Origin of the sequence: Noviherbaspirillum malthae, assembly GCF_015352985.1 — a bacterium.
Lineage (GTDB): Bacteria > Pseudomonadota > Gammaproteobacteria > Burkholderiales > Burkholderiaceae_D > Noviherbaspirillum > Noviherbaspirillum malthae.
Genome location: NZ_JACYXF010000037.1, coordinates 1 through 18,815, shown reverse-complemented (window position 1 = coordinate 18,815; position 18,815 = coordinate 1). Strand labels below are relative to the sequence as shown.

The window sequence follows — 18,815 nt, the reverse complement described above, 5'->3', positions numbered from 1 at the left end:
GGGCGCATTCTTGAAAAGCGCTTCAGGCCGGAACCCGCCTGCAGTGCTTCAAGGTGAATTCGCGGACCGAGGCCAGCGCCGGGTTGTGACTGTCGGGCCGCCAGACCAGATAGATCTCAGCCTGAATCTCGCTTTTCCAGAGCGGCTTGAACACGATGTTCTGAAACTGGAGATGCTTGGCAGACGCCGGAACGATTGCGGCGCCCAGCCCCTTGCGCACCAGTGACAGTATGGTGTGATTCTGTTCGAGGTATTGAACATAGGACGGATGCACGCTCGCGGCGCCCAGCAACGCGGTGATCAGGTTGTAGAAATACTTTCCCTCGTCGGGCGAATGCATGATCAAGGGTTCCGATTTCAAATCCGACGGGCGGATCGTGCGCTTGCGCGCGAGCGGGTTCGACACATGCACGGCCAGCATCAATGGTTCGGCGATCAGCAATTCCTTTGCGAAGGGATGCTGTGCGCTCAGAGGCCGCATGAAACCCAGATCGATGATGTTCGAGGACAGGGCGGCAATCTGGTCCAGCGACACCATTTCCTTGAGCAGGATATCGACTTCCGGCAGTTCGGTTTTTGCGGCCGACAGCAGATCCGGAATCAGATCGTAGCCGGCCACCGCCGTGAATCCGAGCGTGACCCGGCCCGCGCGTCCCGTATCGATGCGGCGCGCCTCGATGGCGGCCTGGTCAGCCTGCTTCAGCAGATAGCGCGCATTCATGTAGAAGCTTTGTCCCGCCGCGGTCAGCGTGACAGCCCTGGTGGAGCGCTCAAGCAGGCGGACGCCAAGGGCATGCTCCAGCAACTGGATCTGCCGGCTCAACGGTGGCTGGGTCATGAACAGGCGGGCGGCCGCCCGGCCGAAATGAAGCTCTTCGGCAACGACGACAAAACAGCGGAGCTGGAATAGTTCGAACATTGATACAGGTTTTGAATAAATCGATACAGCATCTAGCTTAGACTAAATGAGTCAGGCTTTCTACAATTGGCCGTGAAGTCGCGAACATTTGCAAACCTTCGCGAGCATTCGCAGATGTGCACGAAGAGTGCTGGAGACCGGCGGGATCATGCAGGGCAGTGAAAGCAGCTTCATCGACAGAGGCAAGCCTGTTATTCCCGTATCGCAATAGATTTCAACCCAATTCACTTGCCCATGATTAACGACAGGATACGAACAATGACGACCTTGCGTGTTGTACTGGCGGCCGCTGCCGGCTGCATGATTTCCATGACCGCCCATGCGCAGGCCCAAGCGTCGGCTGCTGCTTCTGCCTCACCTTATCCGGTGCGCTCCGTCACCCTTGTGGTCCCCTTCGCACCCGGAGGCGGCACGGATACCGGCACCAGGATTCTTGCGCAGAAACTGTCGCAGAAGTGGAAGCAGCCGGTGGTGGTGGAGAACAAGCCCGGCGCGGCGGGAATGATCGGCGCGGACGCCGTTGCACGGGCGACGCCGGACGGCTATACGCTGCTGATCGGCAATCTCGGCACGCAGTCGGTCAATCCTTCGCTCTACAAGAAAATGACGTATAACCCCGACACCGCGTTTGCCGCGGTGTCCCTGATCGCTGACCTGCCGCTGCTCCTGGTCGTCAACCAGAACTCGCCGGCGAAGTCCCTCGGCGAACTGGTCGCGCTTGCGAAAACCAAGCCGGGCGGCTTGTCGTACAGCTCGTCCGGTTCCGGCGGCTCCATGCATCTCGCTGCCGAGCTGCTGGCGAGCGGCACGGGAACGAAACTGCTGCACGTGCCATACAAGGGCGGCGGTCCGGCCATCCAGGATCTGCTGGCCGGCCAGGTCGACATGTCGGTTGCGACCATCCTGGAACTCAATTCCCATATCAAGTCCGGAAAGCTGCGTCCGCTGGCGCAGATGGGCACGACGCGCGCGTCGGCCCTGCCCAACGTGCCGACCGTCGCCGAAGCCGCCGTTCCCGGATTCAACGCCACATCCTGGATGGGCATGCTCGCACCGGCGGGAACGCCGAAAGCGCTGGTCGAGCGGATTTCCGCGGATGTGCAGGAGGCGATGAATGCTCCGGAAATTCGCGACAAGTTCGCCGGCCTCGGCGCCGTTCCCGTAGGCAGCGATGCCGCCAGGTTCCAGGCGCTGATCGATGCCGACAGGAGCAAGTATGCACGGCTGATCAAGGAAAAAGGAATCGCCGTGGACTGAACCCGCGTGTGCAAACCATAGGGTTGCACATGGCGGGGTATCACTGATCACTCCAGATCACCGCAGATCGTTACGGAGTCCGTCACGCCCCATCGGTGACGAAGACGGTCTTCGTCTACCGCATTCAAAAACGGGCGGTGCAGGCGCTCGCCCATTCAACAGCAAAGAAAGACCCAATCATGAAACCGGAAATCCTCCAACTCAATCCGATACTCGTGCCCTCCATCAATCAGAAGCTGAACGCGCTCTATACCGTCAGGCGCTACTTCGAGCAGGAGAACAAGGAGGAATACATCCGCGAGATCGGCAAGTCCGTGCGAGGCGTGATTACCGGCGGCCATACCGGCATCAGCCGGGCATTGATGGAACAGCTGCCGGCGCTTGAAGTCGTCGCGGTCAACGGCGTGGGCACGGATGCCGTCGATCTCGCCTATGCCCGCGAACGCGGCATTCCTGTCACCGGAACCTTCGGCGCGCTGACGGAAGACGTCGCCGACCTGGCCATCGGCCTGCTGCTTGCGACCTGCCGCAACATCGGCGCGGTCGACCGCTTCGTGCGCAACGGCATGTGGGTCAAGCATCCGCAGCCGAGCGCCATTCCGCTGGCGCGCCGTTTCAGCGGCATGCGTGTCGGCATCGTCGGCATGGGCCGGGTAGGCCGGGCGGTCGCGACGCGTGCCGCTGCATTCGGCTGTTCGATCAGCTACACCGACCTTCAGCCCGTCGGCGGCTTGTCCTATGAATTCGTGAGCAGCCTGAAACAGCTTGCCGAGCAAAGCGATGCCCTGGTGCTGTGCGCCGCTGCGGACAAGGCCGAAGGCATCGTCAATGCCGAAATACTTGACGCCTTGGGCAAGGACGGCTTCCTGGTCAATATTGCCCGCGGCAGGCTGGTCAGGGAAGACGATCTGGTCCATGCCCTGCAGACCGGGCGCATCGCAGGCGCGGGGCTCGACGTATTCGTGGATGAGCCCCATGTGCCGGAAGCGCTGTTCGAGATGGACAACGTCGTGCTGCAGGCGCACCGTGCAAGCGCCACCATCGAAAGCAGGACCGCCATGGGAGAAATGGTGCTCCAGAGTCTGGCGGACGGACTTGCCGGTAAGCGGCCGGAGAACAGCCTGACGACATAGCAGGCACGGCGGGCGGCGTCTGTTTTACCTGGAGAAAGCATTGACGATGTCTACTGAAGCCATGCCGGGACTCATCCGGCGTCCCAATCTTGTCGAGCTGGTGCACGACGCAATCGAAGAAGCTTTCCGGCGCGGTGAGTTCGGTGCGGATGGACGCCAGTTCACGGAAGCCGCACTGTGCAGGAAATTCAATGTGTCACGGCCTACGGTGCGCGAGGCCCTGATCAGGCTGCGTGCCAAGGGAGCGCTGCCGCATTTTCGAGAAGGGAGCGCAAACGCCGCCGCTCTTCTCGCCAGGCAGATCGGCGCGCCGCGCTACCAGGCGCTGTCGAGCATTGCCGACCTCAGGCAGCATGTCGAATTCAGGCGCACCGTGGAGCTTGGCGCCGTCAGGCTTTGCGCATTGAATCGGGACGCCGGCGATATCGAGCGGATGGAAGCGGCATTTCATGCGCTCCATGCAGGCACGGATTGCAGCCGCAATTCAGCCGCAGCGGATTTCCGGTTTCATCTGGCGATTGCGCAGGCAACGAAGAATCCGGTGTTTGCGTCCGTGATGGAATCGCTTCGAGCGCATGCCTTGTTCACGATGAACCTGTCCCGCCAGTTCTCGTCTCTGCATGGCCAGACTGAACGGTCGGTTCAGATCGAAACCGAGCATCGCATGATCCTCGATGCCATCCTCGACAGGGATGAAGCGCGTGCGCTCGCTGCAATGCGGCTTCATATCGGCAATACGGCGGCGAGGGTATTCGGCTGTTCGGATGAGAATAAGAAATGGCAGCCGGCGAACGCGGCTGCCTGAAGAATACCGCTGAAATATTGCCGGGATTACATCGGCGAGAACGACACCGATTTGAGGATCTTGTTTTCCTGGTGCTGCACATTGCCCGCGGCACCGCTCTTGGCGCGGTAGGCCGCCCATTCCGGATCCGCATCCAGCGCCGCTCGGCGCTTCTCGCGGTCGGCGAGGCTCTCATAGCCCCACATGTGCACGACCTGGTTGTTGGTGCCGATCTCGGTCACGAAGTAGCCGATCGGGTCGCCCTGATGCTTGCGCTGCACCGGCAGGCCTTCGCGCTCGTAGAGTTCGAGGAATGCCTTCAGACGGCCGGGTACCATGGTGTAGGTTCTTAAATCAATGATCATGTGCTTGACTTCCGTTGTGTTGACTCTGATTAATTAATCGACGCTTGCTCCGGACTTCTGGACCAGCGTGCGCCAGCGCTCGATATCGCTGTTGACGTAGGCCTGGAATTCCTCATGCCTGTTTCCGATGGGTTCCGCACCCAGTTCCTTGAGCCGCTGCTGGACCGACGGATCGGCGACGACGCCGGCGATATCGCGGCTGAGCTTGTCGACGATGGGCGCCGGGGTGCTCTTCGGCGCAAACATGCCGAACCAGGACTTGAGATCGATTTCCTTGTAGCCGGATTCCGCGAATGTCGGCACGTCGGGAAGCTGCGGATTGCGCTGGTTTCCGGTGATGGCGAGCGCGCGCAGCTTCGCCGACTTGACCTGAGCCTGGGCTTCGGGAAGGTTGGCGAACATGACCTGGATTTGTCCGCCGAGCAGATCGTTCATCGCCAGCGCGCCGCCCTTGTAGGCGACATGCACCATCTTCGCGCCGGATGCGGTATTGAAGAGTTCACCCGCAAGATGTGCGGCCGTGCCGACGCCGCCGGAACCGAAGTTCAGTTTGCCGGGCTGGGAGCCGGCATGGCTTGCGAGCTGCTTGACGGAGGTGGCCGGGACATCGGGATGGGCCACCAGGATCAGCGGGACGGTCGCAAGGTTGGACAGCGCCGCGAAATCCTTGCTCAGGCTGTAATCGAGCTTCTTGTACAGGGAGGCATTGATGGCGTGGCTGGATGTGGCCATCAGAATGGTGTAGCCATCACCGGGCGAACGCGCCGCCTGTCCGGCACCGATATTGCCGTTGGCCCCTGCACGATTGTCGACGATCACCGGCTGGCCCCACTTCTCGGACAGTTTCTGGGCGACTGTGCGGGCGATCGCATCGGTTGCGCCTCCCGGCGCGAACGGCAGGACTACGCGCACCGACTTGTTCGGAAAATCCTCGGCCTTGTTCTGCGCATGGGCCAGGGGTAGGGATAGCATCACTGCAGCAAGGGCTGCGCATCGGAAGGTGGTGTTCATCGTGTCTCCTGCCAGGTTGATTCGAAATGGCCAGCACTGCCTTGTTGTGGACGCGGGCAGTTCAGTTCATTTGCAGCTTAAACGGTCGATGCGGAAGGAGGTTAGGACTTAAGCGCCTTTTTCTTGGACTTTTCCGCTTGAACTTTTCCGTGTTCCCAGGTTTGGAATTGCCGAAACGTCAATACACCGGCCCCGAGAAGGTCTTCTTGAATTCGAGGGGGCTCATGCCCGTATGCTTCTTGAAGAAGCGCGAAAAGTAGGCAGGATCTTCGAGGTTGAGCCGGAACGACACCTGGGAGATGTCGAGGTCGGATTGGGTAAGCAGGCGCTTGGCTTCGAGCAGCATCCTTTCCTGCAGGAGCGCGGTGACCGTTTTCCCCGTCGTGCTCCTGACCGCTTCATTGAGACGGCGCTCCGTGACCAGCAGCGCATCCGCATACTCCTTCACCGACCGGTATTCCAGATAATGCTGCTCGACCAGCAGCTTGAACCGCCTGGCGAGGCTGTAGTGCCTTGGCGCCGCATGGTCGCCGGGCCTCTCGGGCAGCAGGCGGCGCAGCCGGGTCAGCAGCATCAGCACGCAGGACCGGATCGCATCATGGCCCCATGCATCTCTTGCGTTGAATTCGCATTCGATCTCCGCCAGCAGCGGCTGCAATTCTCCATGCTGCTCCCCCGACAGATAGAGCGCAGGATGGGCATTGGCGATGCCGAAGAAGGGAATGTCGTCCTGCCGCGGATAGATCTGCAGGAAGAACTCGGCGCTGAGATTCAAAACATAGCCCGAAGGCGCAATGTCGGAACTCCAGGCGTGCATTTGTCCCGGCGAGATGAAGAAGACCGACCGCGGCCTGACTTCGAGCGTTTCGAAGTCCAGCAAATGCTTTCCGCGCGCTTCCGAGATCCACAGCAGGTGATAGTAGCTGTGCCGGTGCAGGAAGGGGCGGGGCACGTCGGTCCTGCCGTCGAGCTTGACGAGATCGAACAGAAAGGGTTCGGCATTCGCTCCGAATTGTGATACTTGAAAGTTGGGTAAGTGATCGCTGGAGCGCATGCAAGTGTCTCGATTCGACCGGTCCGCGGCCGGTTCGCTGTCCTTGCCCAATGATAATCAACTTTGCTCGGCCGTGCCGGTTCCGCGTCCTTGCCTTCGCATTTTATGCACGGCTGCCGGCGCGCCGGAAAAGCCATGCGGCTGCGCCGAACAGGGCGATGAAAAACCCGTTCAGCAGCAGAATCTCGGCCGGTCCGCTGTAGGGAAGACCCAGGCCTGCGAACAGCGCGATCGCGGCAGCCAGGGCTTGGGCAAGCGCGGTGGCGATCAGGGCGCGCGCCATGCCGGGAGCCCGGAAGCGGGCGACGACAGCACCAACGACGCCAATGGCCAGTACGCCGAAATACATCAGGTTGGCGGGATCGCCATCCTTGCCGATGATGCCGACACCAAGGCTCAGCCAGACGAGCAGGCATGCGGCCGCCGAGGCGATGCCCATGGCGGACCGGTACAAGGTACTGCTGGGCGCGGGCGGCCTGGCTGGCGTCGGAGTCGGAGTCGGAGTGGGCACGAAATTATCCCCCGGTTGTCATGACCCCGATTTTACGGACTTCACGGCCGGTCATGCCAGTCCTCCATTGGCCCGCAATACCTGCCCGTTCACCCAGCCGGCATCGGGGCCGACAAGGAAGGAAACAACACTGGCAATGTCGTCCGGCTGCGCGAGGCGGCCGAGCGGCGGCATGCTGGCGAAGTGGTCGATCTGTTCCTGGGTTTTGCCTTCGAGGAACAGCTCCGTTGCAACCGGCCCCGGAGCGACTGCATTGACGGTAATGTCCCTGCCGCGCAGCTCCTTGGCGAAGGTGCGGGTCATGCTTTCCACCGCTGCCTTGGTTCCGTTGTAGATTGCGTAACCCGGCAGGTTCAGCGCCAATGCGGTGGTGGAGAAATTAACGATGCGTCCGCCGCCGTTCATGCGCCGGGCCGCTTCGCGCAGGGTGTTGAACGTGCCGCGAACATTGACGCCGAAGGTTTGCTCGAACAAGGCATCGCTCGTGTCGGCCAGCGGGGTGACTTTCAGGATTCCCGCATTGTTGACAAGAACATCGATTTTGCCGAGCTCGCGTTCGACGTTATCGAACAGGCGCGCCGTATCCGCGGCCGATGCCACGTCGGCCTTGACGGCAATCGCGCTGGCGCCGGATGCGCGCAGGGAATGGACCAGCTTGTCGGCCAGCTCTGCATTGCTTGCGTAATTGACGGCAACGGCAAAGCCATCCTCGGCAAGACGTGCGGCAACGGCGGCGCCAATGCCGCGGGAGGCGCCGGTAACGATGGCAACTTTCCTGGATTGTTGAGACATGATGGTTTCCTTTCATTCGGTCGTGACGGTGACTGAATGATGCGCCATGCATGGAAATCGATAATTGTCTTACCATGGACAAGACTATTCCATTCGCAATAACAATACCGGTGTCTATCATGATGGATCGCTTCCAGGAAATGCAGATCTTCGTCCGCATCGTCGAACGGCGAAGCTTTACCCAGGCCGCCGAAGATCTGCAATTGCCGCGCGCGACGGTCACCAATGCGATCAAGCGGCTGGAAGAACGCCTCGGTACGCGACTGCTGGAACGTACGACACGGGTCGTGACGCCGACGCTGGATGGCGCGGCTTACCAGGAGCGCTGCGCGCGCCTGCTGGCCGATCTGGAGGAAACCGAGGAAGCGTTCCGCAACGCCGCGCCGAAAGGTTTGCTGCGCGTGAACCTGCAGGGAACCCTGGCTCGCCATTTCGTGATTCCCGCGCTGCCTGCATTCCTGAAACGTTATCCCGGCATCGAACTCCAGATCGGGGAGGGAGACCGGCTGGTCGACCTGGTGCGCGAAGGAGTGGACTGCGTGCTCCGCGCAGGCAACCTCCAGGATTCTTCAATGATCGCGCGCCGTGTCGCCTTGCTTGAGCAAGTCACATGCGCCAGTCCCGCTTACCTTGCCGAATACGGGACGCCGCGTACCATTGAAGAGCTGGATGGTCATCGCAGCGTCAATTTCGTTTCCTCCGCGACCGGCAAACCCTATCCGCTTGAATTCATCATCAACGATGAAGTGAAACAGCTGATGCTGACCTCTTCCGTTTCCGTCACCGGTGCGGAGGTCTACACAGCGTGCGCGGTAGCCGGGCTGGGGCTGATACAGGTGCCGCGCTATCGCATTGCCGAGGAATTGCAATCGGACCGGCTGCGCATCCTGCTGACCGATCTCGGGCCGCCTGCATTGCCGGTGTCGGTGCTTTATCCGCAGAACAGGCAGCTGTCGGCAAGGGTGCGCGTATTTGCCGACTGGCTGAGGGAAATATTCGATGGGGCGTCGGTATGAACGGCTATTGCGATCGAATCGGCGCAAGGCGTGCCCTGCCTTGCTGTGCAAGTCTGGCGGCATGCCATTGCCTGAAGACTTGCACCTTGCCTGATAAGGAATGAACGCCCGCCTTGATCTCAGGCCGCGCTGCGCGGATTCCTTGCATAGCGGCGTGTACGGCGATCGCCTTCCGCATGAATTTCGCCATTCTTGGCCATGACGCTTAATGCATTGGACATGCGCTGCGTCAGCTTTTTCTTGTCATCGGCCGAGGGACGGATGCCGAGCGCATTGACGGCTGCCTTGAAGATTTCTGCCGCCGGCTGCGGGACATCCGTCAGCAGCGTGGGCCAGAAATCCTTCCCGGTAGGCGGCAGACCGGACTTGGCCGATGCCTTGGGGGCAGCTTGCCTAGCCTTCACTGCCGGTTTCGATTTCGCTCTGGATGCGGTCCGGCTGCTTTCCTTTGTACGCTTTGTCGTTGTCGGCGAATCGATCGCTGCCAGCGTTTCCAGCACATCCTCAAGGTTTTCGACGAGCTTCGTGTAATACAGCATTCCTTCCCGTGCATGCTGCAATTCAAGCTCGACAGCCTTTGCCGCTGAAACGGTTGTACGCATGTGAAATACCTTATTAAAGATAAAGATGGAGCAGGCATTTTAACGAATGATGAAGTGGACAGTAGCAAATAAGTTTTCGTTCGCTAATGCCGCCTGATTAATATCAAGTCCGGCTTTAATTAAGCGCATCTCTTTTCATGTAGCTGTCACATATCCGAATGGCTCACCGATTCGTGCACGTAATCGCCGGTATAAAATGGATTGCAACCATGGCGCACGACTTTTGTGGGTATTGATCGATTATTTATTCGGCCCGAAAGAATAGACCCATTCTTTTATGACCGATCGTGCTATCCTTTTATTGTTCGCATTGTTCCGCCGTCAGTACCGTCTTTTGTCCGGCTTTGCCCGAGCCGGTGTCGACTCAGCATGAGGGCTTGCAAAGGTACAAGCCCTTGCCCTGCGGACCTGTCGGATTGAACTTAACCAGAACTTGCGTGCCCATACACAGACAGCATGAACCGTCTGTCTGGATCCGGGTGAAATACGTACAGGAATAAAACAAACAAGGCCATCCGGCCATCATCAAGACCAATTTTTGTATTGAGAAGTTATGCCTCGTAAACCTGAAACGGCAGCGGCGCCCACTGTGATTAAGTGGACAGAAGAAGAGTGGGAAAGAATTGCTTCACGCCTTCTGGAAATGAAGGGTCGCCAATTACTTAAATCTCCCCAGTTGGAAGAAGTGAAGGCCAAGGATGTCTTCAATGCGCAGGAAGTGCTGTCGGACGCCCGGCATCGCAAGCTGATCTCGATCTCGCAGGGTTTCCAGGCCATTCGCCAGCGTCTGCACAGCATCCTGCAAAAGCTCGATGCGCTTTCCCAGAATGACTTGTTCGATGCGCCGAAGGCGGCTGACAAGGAGGACCGGGACGATACCGCGCCTGCAGTCGCAGAGACTGCCGCAGCCTCGGCCGGCCAGCCGGAATTCCCGGAGTCCTCGGCGGTGCCGGAGCAAACGGAGCCGGAAGGCGAACAAGCGCAGCAAGGTGCGGAGCGCCTGCACCAGAATGCAGCAGCAGAGGCCAAATATGAGGAATCCGGCGACGAAGAGCCGGTCGCGGAGAGCGCTTCCGATGAACAAAGCTTTCGTCCTGCCGCAGCTACGTCTCGTCAACATCCGCACGTCAATGAGCGCGCCCATGCGCCCCGCTCGCAGCAGGCAGCTGACAGCAACCGGGGCAGACACTCCGCGCCGCAACCATCCCAAGCCGCGGCAGGCAATTTCGTTGAAATGGCACGTCCTTTCGTGGCGATGGTCTGCGAAGAACTGGCTGCAGCGCTCGTCAACAACCTGATGGAGAAGGGCGGACCCCAGGCGTTCTCGTCGCTATTCCAGGCGGTACTCGCCGGCGCGGGACAGACACCGCCCGCCGACCAGCGGTCCAAGCGCGGACATCAGGTCAACCAGCCGCTGACGAAGCAGGCGGCCTACGCCGCCGCCTCGGGCATGGAGCAGGCACCGCATGCAAGCGCCAGTGCCGATGACGACGATGCGCACCTGGCCGAAATGGATGTGCAGCCCTTGTTCGATCCAAAATTGCCGCCGTCGCCGAACAGCACATTCAAGCCGATGATTGCGCTGATCGGCATCAGCACGCGCGACTTTGAAGATCTGCAGCCGCGCTTCCCTCAACTGGAGTTGGCGGCAGTATCCCTGGACGACCTGCGCACGGCGCCTTCGCTGCGCAACTGCCAGCGTATGATCGGCCTGCGTGAAGATATTCCTGCAGCGGCTGACGAGTTCCTGCGAAAGACATTCAGGAACCGGTATCTGCGAGTGACCGGGGGGATTGCTCAGATTTCCGAGCAGTTGAGCGCCTGGCTTGATAATCCCGGCTCGATGAACGCGGGGCCGAACTGGCCGCGCAAGCAGGGCGGCAAGAGCCAGGCCAATGGCTATCCGAAGAAGAGACAATTTCGTCGTCCGCGTCCGAATCAGTAATACCAATCCCAAGGCATAACGTGCCCGATGAGATCGATGGATTTTTTCGTCTGGCAAGGCCGAGGTTGCAAGATCAGGAATCCATGGCGGGGCCATGGATGACGAGCACAACGCGGACAGGCGGAAAAAGACGCGATCTCGTGGCATGTTATGCCTTGAGATGGGTATAAGATGCCATGGCGCAGTTTTGATGCCGGCTCCTGCAATGCAGGAGCCGGCATTTTTATTTCCTGATTTCCTGATTTCCTGATGATCAGGGCCGGGTCTTTTCGTTGAGTCCGCCGCCCAGAGAGCGATACAAGTCCACGGCATTGGTCAGGCGCAGCAGGCGCGCCTGAACCAGCGACTGCTCGGCTGAAAACAGCTCACGCTGCGCGTCGAGGAGATCGAGAGAGCTCGCCACGCCGTTCTGATAGCGCAGCTCCGCCAGCTTCAGACGGTCTGCCTGCGCTTCCAGTACCCGGCGCTGCGCATCGATCTGCTCGTCGATGGCGCCGCGGGCGACCAAGGCATCCGAGACTTCGCGGAAGGCGGTCTGGATGGTCTTTTCATAGTTGGCTACCGCGATGTTGTTGCGCACCTCGGCCAATGACAGGTTGGCGCGGTTACGGCCGGCATCGAAGATGGGAAGAATCAGCTGCGGCACGAATGACCAGGTTCTCGTGCCCGCTTCGAACAGGTTTCCCAATTCCGTGCTGGTGCTGCCGATGCCGGCGGTGAGCGAAATGCGCGGGAAGAACGCCGCGCGCGCTGCACCGATATTGGCGTTGGAGGCCATCAGCTGCTGTTCGCTGGCGCGGATGTCCGGACGACGAACGAGCAGATCGGAGGGCAGGCCCGCCGGCAATTCGGCCACGATATTCTGCTCGGACAGACTGCGCGCCGGAGGAAGCTCGGCGAACGGCCGGCCGGTCAGCAGGGTCAGCGCATTTTGCGCCTGTGCGCGCTGCCGCACCAATGTGGCGAGGGATGCCCTAGCAGTTTGTACCAATACCTCATTCTGGCGCAGGTCCAGCGCCGATGATGCGCCCACCTCGAACCGCTGCTGAGCCAGCTTGTAGCCCGACTCGCGCGAGTTGAGCGTGCGCTGCGCCAGTTCCTGCTGTTCGGCGAAAGCGCGTTCCGCAAGATAGGCTTTGGCGACTTCGGCAACCAGGCTGATCTGGGCCGCACGCTGCGCTTCCTCGGTCGCAAGGTACTGCGACAAGGCCGCTTCGTTCAGGCTGCGGACGCGGCCGAAGAAATCCAGCTCGAACGCGGCGAGATTGAGGCCGACCTGATAGACGGTTGTCACGCCGGAGACGCCCAGCGGGGAGGTGGCCGCGGCCGTGCGGCCCCGTGATCCGCCGGCTGACGCGTTGAGATTGGGCAGCAGGTCGGCGGAGGTGATGTTGTACTGCGCCCGGGCTTCCTCGATGCGCAAGGCTGCAATGCGCAGGTCCCGGTTGTTCGTCAGGGCCGACTCGACCAGCACCTGCAATCGCGGGTCCTGGAAGAATTCGCGCCAGCCCGTTTCCACGGTTACCGCGGATGAAGCGGATGCCGGGAGAGGTTCGGCCGGGAACGTGGCGGCCACCGGTGCGGCCGGACGCTCGTATTTCGGCGCGAGGGAGCAGGCGCTCAGCACGCCTGCGGCAAGCAGAAGAAAGACGGATTTGCGTAACTTGAGCATATTCAGATGCCCCCTACGTCGTCAGGGGTGGTTTTCGGTGAATGGGCGGCCCAGAACTTTTCCTGGCGTTCGCTTGCCTTGAACAGTCTGCGCACGACCACGAAGAACACGGGCACAAGAAAGACCGCGAACACGGTGGCGGTGATCATGCCGCTCATGACGCCGGTACCGATGGCGCGCTGGCTCGCGGAACCCGCGCCGGTGGCGATCGCCAGCGGCAGCACGCCGAGGATGAAGGCGAGCGAGGTCATGATGATGGGGCGGAAGCGCAGTCGTGCCGCCTCCACGGTCGCTTCGATCAGCCCCTTGCCTTGCGCCTGCAGGTCCTTGGCGAATTCGATAATCAGAATCGCGTTTTTTGCAGACAAGCCGATGATCGTGATCAGGCCAACCTTGAAGTACACATCGTTCGGCATGCCGCGCAGCGTCACCCCGAGCACCGCTCCGAGCACGCCGAGCGGGACGACTAGCATGACGGACAGCGGGATCGACGTACTTTCATAGAGCGCGGCCAGCACCAGGAACACCGCAAGCAGCGACAGCGCCATCAGCATCGGCATCTGCGCGCCGGAAGTACGCTCCTCGCGCGACTGGCCGGTCCATTCGAAGCCGAAGCCGGTCGGCAGCTTTGCCGCCAGGTTTTCCATCTCTGCCATCGCGTCGCCCGAGCTGAAACCAGGTGCGGCCTGGCCGGCGAGCTTCATCGCCGGATAACCGTTGTAGCGCACGATCTGCACCGGTCCGTTAATCCACCTTGCCGAAATGAAGGTCGACAGCGGCACCATGTTGCCTGCTGTATTGCGCACATACAGATTGCCCAAGTCTTCCGGCTGAACCCGCTTGGTCGATTCCGCCTGCAGGATCACGCGTTGCTGGCGGCCCTGGTTGGGGAAGTCGTTGAGGTAGGACGAACCCAGTGCGGCGGACAGCGTGTTGTTGATATCGGCAAACGACACGCCGAGTGCACTTGCCTTGTCGCGGTCGACGTCGATCTGGAGCTGCGGCGCATCCTCCAGACCTTCCGGACGCACGCCTGCCAGGATCTTGCTCTTGCCTGCCATGCCCAGCAGCTGGTTGCGCGCCGCAAGCAAGGCATCATGACCCATGCCGCTGCGGTCCTGCAGGCGGAAGTTGAAGCCGGTCGCCGTGCCGAGCTCGGGGATGGGCGGCGGGTTCAGTGCGAACACGATGGCGTCCTTGATGCCGCTCAGCGCACCCATGGCCTTGCCGGCAATCTTGTCCGCCGTATCCGAACCGCGTTCATCCCAGTCCTTGAGCGGAACGAAGGCAATACCTGCATTCTGGCCGCTTCCCGAGAAGGAAAAGCCGATCACCGAAATGATGTGTTCGACGCCCGGCTGTTTGAGGAAATACCCTTCCACCTGCTTGGCCACGTCCAGCGTACGGTTTGCACTGGCGCCGGACGGCAGCTGGATATTGGTCAGGATGTAGCCCTGGTCCTCGTTCGGAAGGAAGGAGGAGGGCAGGCGCATGAACAGCATTCCTACCACGGCCAGGATCAGGCCATACACGATCATGTAGCGGCCTGTCTTGCCGAGCATGCCGACCACCGCGCGTTGATAGCCATCGGTCGTGGAATTGAACTTGCGGTTGAACCAGCCGAAGAAGCCGCGCTTTTCATGATGATGTCCTGCCTGTACCGGCTTGAGCAGCGTGGCGCACAAGGCGGGTGTCAGCGTCAGCGCCATCAGTGCCGAAAACGCCATGGATGCCACCATGGACAGCGAGAACTGGCGGTAGATCGCGCCGACGGCGCCGCCGAAGAAGGCCATCGGAATGAACACCGCGATGAGCACCAGGGTAATGCCGACGATGGCGCCGGTGATCTGGCCCATCGCCTTGCGCGTGGCTTCGGCAGGCGACAAGCCTTCCTCGCTCATGATGCGTTCGACGTTTTCAACGACGACGATTGCATCATCGACCAGGATACCGATGGCCAGCACCATGCCAAACATGGTCAGCACGTTGATCGAAAAGCCGAATGCGAACATCGCGGCGAACGTGCCCATGAGTGCTACCGGCACGACGATCGTCGGAATCAGCGTATAGCGGATGTTCTGGAGGAAGAGATACATCACGAGGAACACCAGCACCACCGCTTCAAGCAGGGTCTTGACGACTTCCTCGATCGAAATCTTGACGAACTTCGAAGTATCGTAAGGAATGTCGTACTGAATGCCGGCCGGGAAATACTTCTGCAGTTCTTCCATCTTGGCGCGAACCGAGGTCGCGGTGGCAAGCGCATTGGCAGTCGGCGAGAGCTGCAAGCCGATCGCCGACGACGGGCTGCCGTTGATGCGGGCCGATGTCGCATAAGCCTGGCCGCCGAGTTCGACGCGTGCGACATCGCGCAGGCGCACGATGGAGCCATCGGTATTTGCGCGGAGCACGATGTTGCCGAACTGCTCGATGCTGTTCAACTGGCCGGTGACCACGATAGGCGCGGTGACCTGCTGGCTGCCGGGAGCCGGCAATTCACCCAGCGTGCCGGACGCAACCTGCGCGTTCTGCGCGCGAATTGCATTGGCGACATCGGTGGGTGTCAACTGGAGGCCGACCAGCTTGTCCGGATCGATCCAGATGCGCATCGCGCGTTCGGTACCGAAAAGAATGGCTTCGCCAACGCCCGGTACGCGCTTGACTTCGTTCAGGATGTTGCGGGAGATATAGTCACCCAGCGCAATCGGATCCATGCTGCCGTCCTTGGACGACAGTGTGATCACCATCAGGAAGTTGCTGCGGGCCTTGGTCACCTGCACGCCCTGCTGGGTGACAGCCTGCGGCAGGCGTGACTCGACGCGGCGCATGCGGTTCTGCACCTCGACCGCTGCCAGATCGATATTGGTCCCGGGTTCGAAGGTCGCGGTGATCTGCGCCTGGCCGTTGCCCTGGCTTTGCGACTCCATGTATTGAAGGCCTGGCGCGCCGTTAAGCTCCTGCTCGATCAAACTGGTGACGCTGTTTTCCAGGGTCTGGGCGGTCGCGCCCGGATACGTGGCGGTGATTACCACCGCTGGCGGGGCGATCGTCGGATATTGCGAGATCGGCAAGCCTGTAATGGCCAGTGCGCCGCCGAGCAAGATAAAGACCGCGATCACCCAGGCGAATACCGGGCGATCAATGAAAAATTTTCCCATTCGCTTGCTCTCTTATTTCGTTTGGGCAGATTGTTGCTGGTTGCCCTGCTGCTGATTGCCCTGCTGGGCGGCAGGTTGCGCCGGTACCTGAGCGCCGGCCTGCTTCCAGGGGACGACCTTCACGACCGCGCCCGGCTGCGCCTTCTGGAAACCTTCCACGATCACGCGCTCGCCGCCTTTGAGCCCCTCGCTGATCACCCACTTGTCCTGCAGCGCCGTGTCGGCCTTCACCGGACGCGCCGCCACCTTGTTGTCCTCGCCGACCACCATGACCACTGCGCCTTTGGGCGTACGCTGCACCGCCTGTTGCGGCACAGTAATCGCGTTCTCGCGCACCGCCTGCTCTACCTTGGCACGGACGTACATGCCGGGCAGGAGGAAGCGGTCAGGATTGGGTACAAGCGCGCGTAATGTGATGGCGCCCGTGCTCGGGTCGACCGTCTGGTCGGAAAACAGCAGCTTGCCAGTCTGCGGATAAACTTCACCGTCTTCCATCACGATACTGACCTTGGCCTCGTCCTTGCCTGCTTTCTGCAGTTGGCCCGCGCTCATTGCGCGCCGCAGTTTCAAGGCTTCGGAAGCGGACTGTGTAATGTTTACATAGATAGGATCAAGCTGCTGGATCGTGGCCAGCGGCGTTGCCGTGCCTTGACCAACAAGCGCTCCCTCGGTGACCAATGCACGGCCGATACGGCCGGAAATAGGTGCATTGACGGTTGCATAGCCGAGATTCAGGCGTGCCGTGACCACTGACGCCTTGGCAGCCTGAACGTCCGCCGCCGCCTGTTTCTGGCTTGCCAGTGCAGTGTCATATTCCTGTTTGCTGATCGCATTGGTTTCTACCAGCGGCTTGTATCGCTGTGCGGTTGTCGTAGCCTGCGAAAGATTGGCTTCGGCCCGCGCCAGGCTCGCCTGGGCGCTGTTGACCGCGGCTTCGAAAGGTGCGGGGTCGATCCGGAACAGCAATTCGCCGGCCTTCACCTCACTGCCTTCGCGAAACACCCGTTTGGTGACGATACCGGCGACTCGCGCTCGTACTTCCGCCACACGGGTTGCTTCAAGGCGGCCGGGAAGTTCGTTGGTCAGCGTCAGCCTTTCGGGGGCGGCGGTGACAATGGAAACTTCCGGGGGCGGCATTCCCCCCGGCGCCTGCGCATGGGCGCTCGCGATCTGGTCGCCGCAGCCCGACAAATTCAGCGCGGCAGCGAGGACGGCTGCCAGCGGGGTGTATCGGTATAGTGCTCTCATGTGGGTTTTCCGAGGGAAAAGTGGAATAAGTTACTGCAGATTGCAAGAATGTGCAGTCGTCTTCGGTGAACTGCATTCTGCTTTCCGCTGCTTTCGTGATCGGTGTATTATACATACGATCTTGAATGTATGTTGTTGACCTACGGCTATCAGCCAACTTCACTCCCTACCCAAATGGCAAGGAAAACCAAGGAAGAAGCGCTTGAAACGCGCAACCATCTGCTTGACGCCGCGGAAGATGTATTTCACCGGGCCGGCTACGCACGTACCACACTCGAAGCGGTGGCCGAAGCAGCAGGGCTGACCCGCGGCGCAATCTATTGGCACTTCAAAAACAAAAGCGATCTCTTCAATGCCATGTGCGAACGCATTCGTTTGCCGATGGAGGAGCTGGCCGCAGCCGGCGTCAGTTCCGACAATGAAGATCCTCTTGGACATCTGCGCAGCATTTGCATCTTATTCCTGACGCAGGCAGCTACCGATGTTCACATGCGCAAGGTCTTCGACATCCTCTACAACAAGTGTGAATTTGTCGACCCGACCGATCCGGCCTACATCAGGCAGCAAGAAGCATTCCTGAATGGACGGGCTAGATTGGTCAAGATACTGGAGCTCGCCGTGGAAAAGGGGCAGCTGGCAAGCGACGTTGATATCCCCTTGGCTGCCGTGATGTTCCATGCGGGTATGGATGGAGCAATGAAAAGCTGGCTGTTTGCGAGCGACGTCTTTGATCTTGTCAAGGAGGCCGAGCGGCTGGTCGACGCTTGTCTGGACACGGTTCGCTACGCGCGAAGCCTGAGGAGACGCTCCGAAGCGTAGACACGTACTAAGAGTAGGGAGGATCAATACAGGTGCTGCACGCTTGCCTTTCACCAAGGAAATTCTTGGAGCAACGGTGCATTGTTTCGTAAATCGTAAAGCCGAAAATCACTGTTGACGGCATTTCGAAAAGCGTCCATAATCTCGTTTCTCTGCTGCTGACGAACAAAACGCTTCGACAGTGATGCGACGGAAACAGTCTTCTGACTTCTGTTGCAGGCAGTCCGGTTCTTTAACAACCAACAACCGATAAGTGTGGGCGCTCGATGAAGCGAGCCGGCAGCGCAAGCTGCGTGGCTCAAAGCATATGAAGTGCTCGCACAAGAAACAAGTAGGTCGGCATCGCAAGATGCCACCTGTCAGTATTTTGAGTGAGCGACACCTCTTACGAGGTTGCCCGCAAGGGCGCAACAGAGATTGAACTGAAGAGTTTGATCCTGGCTCAGATTGAACGCTGGCGGCATGCCTTACACATGCAAGTCGAACGGCAGCGCGGACTTCGGTCTGGCGGCGAGTGGCGAACGGGTGA

The 18,815-nt window shown here is 60.2% G+C and carries 16 protein-coding genes and 1 rRNA gene; 7 read left to right on the top strand and 10 right to left on the bottom strand.

The annotated features are described in order from the left end of the window. Positions 1-22: 22 nt before the first annotated feature. Positions 23-919 (bottom strand): LysR family transcriptional regulator, encoded by an 897-nt coding sequence (locus IGW03_RS25785; protein WP_194725404.1) that lies wholly within the window; start codon positions 917-919, stop codon positions 23-25. 258 nt (positions 920-1,177) lie between these two features. On the opposite strand from IGW03_RS25785, the gene IGW03_RS25780 reads away from it, so the two are divergent. The 3 genes from IGW03_RS25780 (at position 1,178) to IGW03_RS25770 (ending at position 4,114) form a co-directional block, all read left to right on the top strand. Further along, complete coding sequence (locus IGW03_RS25780) at positions 1,178-2,176, top strand: Bug family tripartite tricarboxylate transporter substrate binding protein (RefSeq protein WP_194725403.1); 999 nt, start codon at positions 1,178-1,180, stop codon at positions 2,174-2,176. 179 nt (positions 2,177-2,355) lie between these two features. After that, positions 2,356-3,309, top strand: coding sequence for a 2-hydroxyacid dehydrogenase (locus IGW03_RS25775; protein ID WP_194725402.1), 954 nt, complete (start codon positions 2,356-2,358; stop codon positions 3,307-3,309). Positions 3,310-3,355: 46 nt separating this feature from the next. After that, the gene (locus tag IGW03_RS25770; RefSeq protein WP_228536091.1) at positions 3,356-4,114 is read left to right on the top strand and encodes a FadR/GntR family transcriptional regulator; all 759 of its coding nucleotides are present in this window, start codon (positions 3,356-3,358) and stop codon (positions 4,112-4,114) included. Positions 4,115-4,140: 26 nt separating this feature from the next. Here the strand turns inward: IGW03_RS25770 and IGW03_RS25765 are convergent, their stop codons facing one another. The 5 genes from IGW03_RS25765 to IGW03_RS25745 all read right to left on the bottom strand — a co-directional run bounded on the left by IGW03_RS25765 (position 4,141) and on the right by IGW03_RS25745 (position 7,826). Further along, entirely contained in the window at positions 4,141-4,458 is a 318-nt protein-coding gene (locus tag IGW03_RS25765) for an NIPSNAP family protein (RefSeq protein WP_194725400.1), read from the bottom strand. Between the two features lie 33 nt (positions 4,459-4,491). Continuing rightward, on the bottom strand, positions 4,492-5,469 hold the full coding sequence (locus IGW03_RS25760; RefSeq protein ID WP_194725399.1) for a Bug family tripartite tricarboxylate transporter substrate binding protein: 978 nt from the start codon (positions 5,467-5,469) through the stop codon (positions 4,492-4,494). A 178-nt stretch (positions 5,470-5,647) separates the two neighbouring features. Next, complete coding sequence (locus IGW03_RS25755) at positions 5,648-6,523, bottom strand: helix-turn-helix domain-containing protein (RefSeq protein ID WP_194725398.1); 876 nt, start codon at positions 6,521-6,523, stop codon at positions 5,648-5,650. Between the two features lie 103 nt (positions 6,524-6,626). Continuing rightward, positions 6,627-7,034, bottom strand: coding sequence for a hypothetical protein (locus IGW03_RS25750; protein WP_194725397.1), 408 nt, complete (start codon positions 7,032-7,034; stop codon positions 6,627-6,629). 51 nt (positions 7,035-7,085) lie between these two features. After that, positions 7,086-7,826, bottom strand: a complete 741-nt coding sequence (locus tag IGW03_RS25745) for an SDR family oxidoreductase (protein WP_194725396.1) — start codon at positions 7,824-7,826, stop codon at positions 7,086-7,088. A gap of 122 nt (positions 7,827-7,948) precedes the next feature. Between IGW03_RS25745 and IGW03_RS25740 the strand changes: the two genes are divergently transcribed. Next, positions 7,949-8,842, top strand: a complete 894-nt coding sequence (locus IGW03_RS25740; protein WP_194725428.1) for a LysR family transcriptional regulator — start codon at positions 7,949-7,951, stop codon at positions 8,840-8,842. Positions 8,843-8,961: 119 nt separating this feature from the next. Here IGW03_RS25740 and IGW03_RS25735 read toward each other — a convergent pair whose 3' ends face one another. After that, positions 8,962-9,444 carry a hypothetical protein gene (locus IGW03_RS25735; RefSeq protein ID WP_194725395.1) on the bottom strand — a complete coding sequence of 161 codons (483 nt, stop codon included), beginning with the start codon at positions 9,442-9,444 and terminating at the stop codon, positions 8,962-8,964. 553 nt (positions 9,445-9,997) lie between these two features. Between IGW03_RS25735 and IGW03_RS25730 the strand changes: the two genes are divergently transcribed. Further along, positions 9,998-11,389, top strand: a complete 1,392-nt coding sequence (locus tag IGW03_RS25730; RefSeq protein WP_194725394.1) for a hypothetical protein — start codon at positions 9,998-10,000, stop codon at positions 11,387-11,389. A 253-nt stretch (positions 11,390-11,642) separates the two neighbouring features. On the opposite strand, the gene IGW03_RS25725 is transcribed toward IGW03_RS25730, so the two are convergent. From IGW03_RS25725 to IGW03_RS25715, 3 genes are read right to left on the bottom strand one after another with little or no spacing between them, the layout of a single operon-like run. Then, a complete protein-coding gene (locus IGW03_RS25725; protein ID WP_194725393.1) occupies positions 11,643-13,061 on the bottom strand; it encodes an efflux transporter outer membrane subunit in 1,419 nt (472 codons plus the stop codon). 2 nt (positions 13,062-13,063) lie between these two features. Continuing rightward, positions 13,064-16,219: an efflux RND transporter permease subunit gene (locus tag IGW03_RS25720; protein ID WP_194725392.1), complete on the bottom strand. Its 3,156-nt coding sequence runs from the start codon at positions 16,217-16,219 to the stop codon at positions 13,064-13,066. 12 nt (positions 16,220-16,231) lie between these two features. Further along, a complete protein-coding gene (locus IGW03_RS25715; protein WP_194725391.1) occupies positions 16,232-17,467 on the bottom strand; it encodes an efflux RND transporter periplasmic adaptor subunit in 1,236 nt (411 codons plus the stop codon). A gap of 174 nt (positions 17,468-17,641) precedes the next feature. Here IGW03_RS25715 and IGW03_RS25710 point away from each other — a divergent pair, with 174 nt between their 5' ends. Both IGW03_RS25710 and IGW03_RS25705 read left to right on the top strand, forming a co-directional pair. Next, the gene (locus IGW03_RS25710; RefSeq protein ID WP_194725427.1) at positions 17,642-18,286 is read left to right on the top strand and encodes a TetR family transcriptional regulator; all 645 of its coding nucleotides are present in this window, start codon (positions 17,642-17,644) and stop codon (positions 18,284-18,286) included. A 419-nt stretch (positions 18,287-18,705) separates the two neighbouring features. Continuing rightward, positions 18,706-18,815 (top strand): 16S ribosomal RNA (locus tag IGW03_RS25705); the annotation flags it as partial.

Excerpts from the sequence above, each read along its gene's own strand:
- IGW03_RS25745 (WP_194725396.1), bottom strand. The coding sequence starts at position 7,826 with ATGTCTCAACAATCCAGGAAAGTTGCCATCGTTACCGGCGCCTCCCGC.
- IGW03_RS25720 (WP_194725392.1), bottom strand. The coding sequence starts at position 16,219 with ATGGGAAAATTTTTCATTGATCGCCCGGTATTCGCCTGGGTGATCGCG.
- IGW03_RS25725 (WP_194725393.1), bottom strand. The coding sequence starts at position 13,061 with ATGCTCAAGTTACGCAAATCCGTCTTTCTTCTGCTTGCCGCAGGCGTG.
- IGW03_RS25785 (WP_194725404.1), bottom strand. The coding sequence starts at position 919 with ATGTTCGAACTATTCCAGCTCCGCTGTTTTGTCGTCGTTGCCGAAGAG.
- IGW03_RS25735 (WP_194725395.1), bottom strand. The coding sequence starts at position 9,444 with ATGCGTACAACCGTTTCAGCGGCAAAGGCTGTCGAGCTTGAATTGCAG.
- IGW03_RS25715 (WP_194725391.1), bottom strand. The coding sequence starts at position 17,467 with ATGAGAGCACTATACCGATACACCCCGCTGGCAGCCGTCCTCGCTGCC.
- IGW03_RS25710 (WP_194725427.1), top strand. The coding sequence starts at position 17,642 with ATGGCAAGGAAAACCAAGGAAGAAGCGCTTGAAACGCGCAACCATCTG.
- IGW03_RS25760 (WP_194725399.1), bottom strand. The coding sequence starts at position 5,469 with ATGAACACCACCTTCCGATGCGCAGCCCTTGCTGCAGTGATGCTATCC.
- IGW03_RS25770 (WP_228536091.1), top strand. The coding sequence starts at position 3,356 with ATGTCTACTGAAGCCATGCCGGGACTCATCCGGCGTCCCAATCTTGTC.
- IGW03_RS25775 (WP_194725402.1), top strand. The coding sequence starts at position 2,356 with ATGAAACCGGAAATCCTCCAACTCAATCCGATACTCGTGCCCTCCATC.
- IGW03_RS25765 (WP_194725400.1), bottom strand. The coding sequence starts at position 4,458 with ATGATCATTGATTTAAGAACCTACACCATGGTACCCGGCCGTCTGAAG.
- IGW03_RS25755 (WP_194725398.1), bottom strand. The coding sequence starts at position 6,523 with ATGCGCTCCAGCGATCACTTACCCAACTTTCAAGTATCACAATTCGGA.
- IGW03_RS25780 (WP_194725403.1), top strand. The coding sequence starts at position 1,178 with ATGACGACCTTGCGTGTTGTACTGGCGGCCGCTGCCGGCTGCATGATT.
- IGW03_RS25730 (WP_194725394.1), top strand. The coding sequence starts at position 9,998 with ATGCCTCGTAAACCTGAAACGGCAGCGGCGCCCACTGTGATTAAGTGG.
- IGW03_RS25740 (WP_194725428.1), top strand. The coding sequence starts at position 7,949 with ATGGATCGCTTCCAGGAAATGCAGATCTTCGTCCGCATCGTCGAACGG.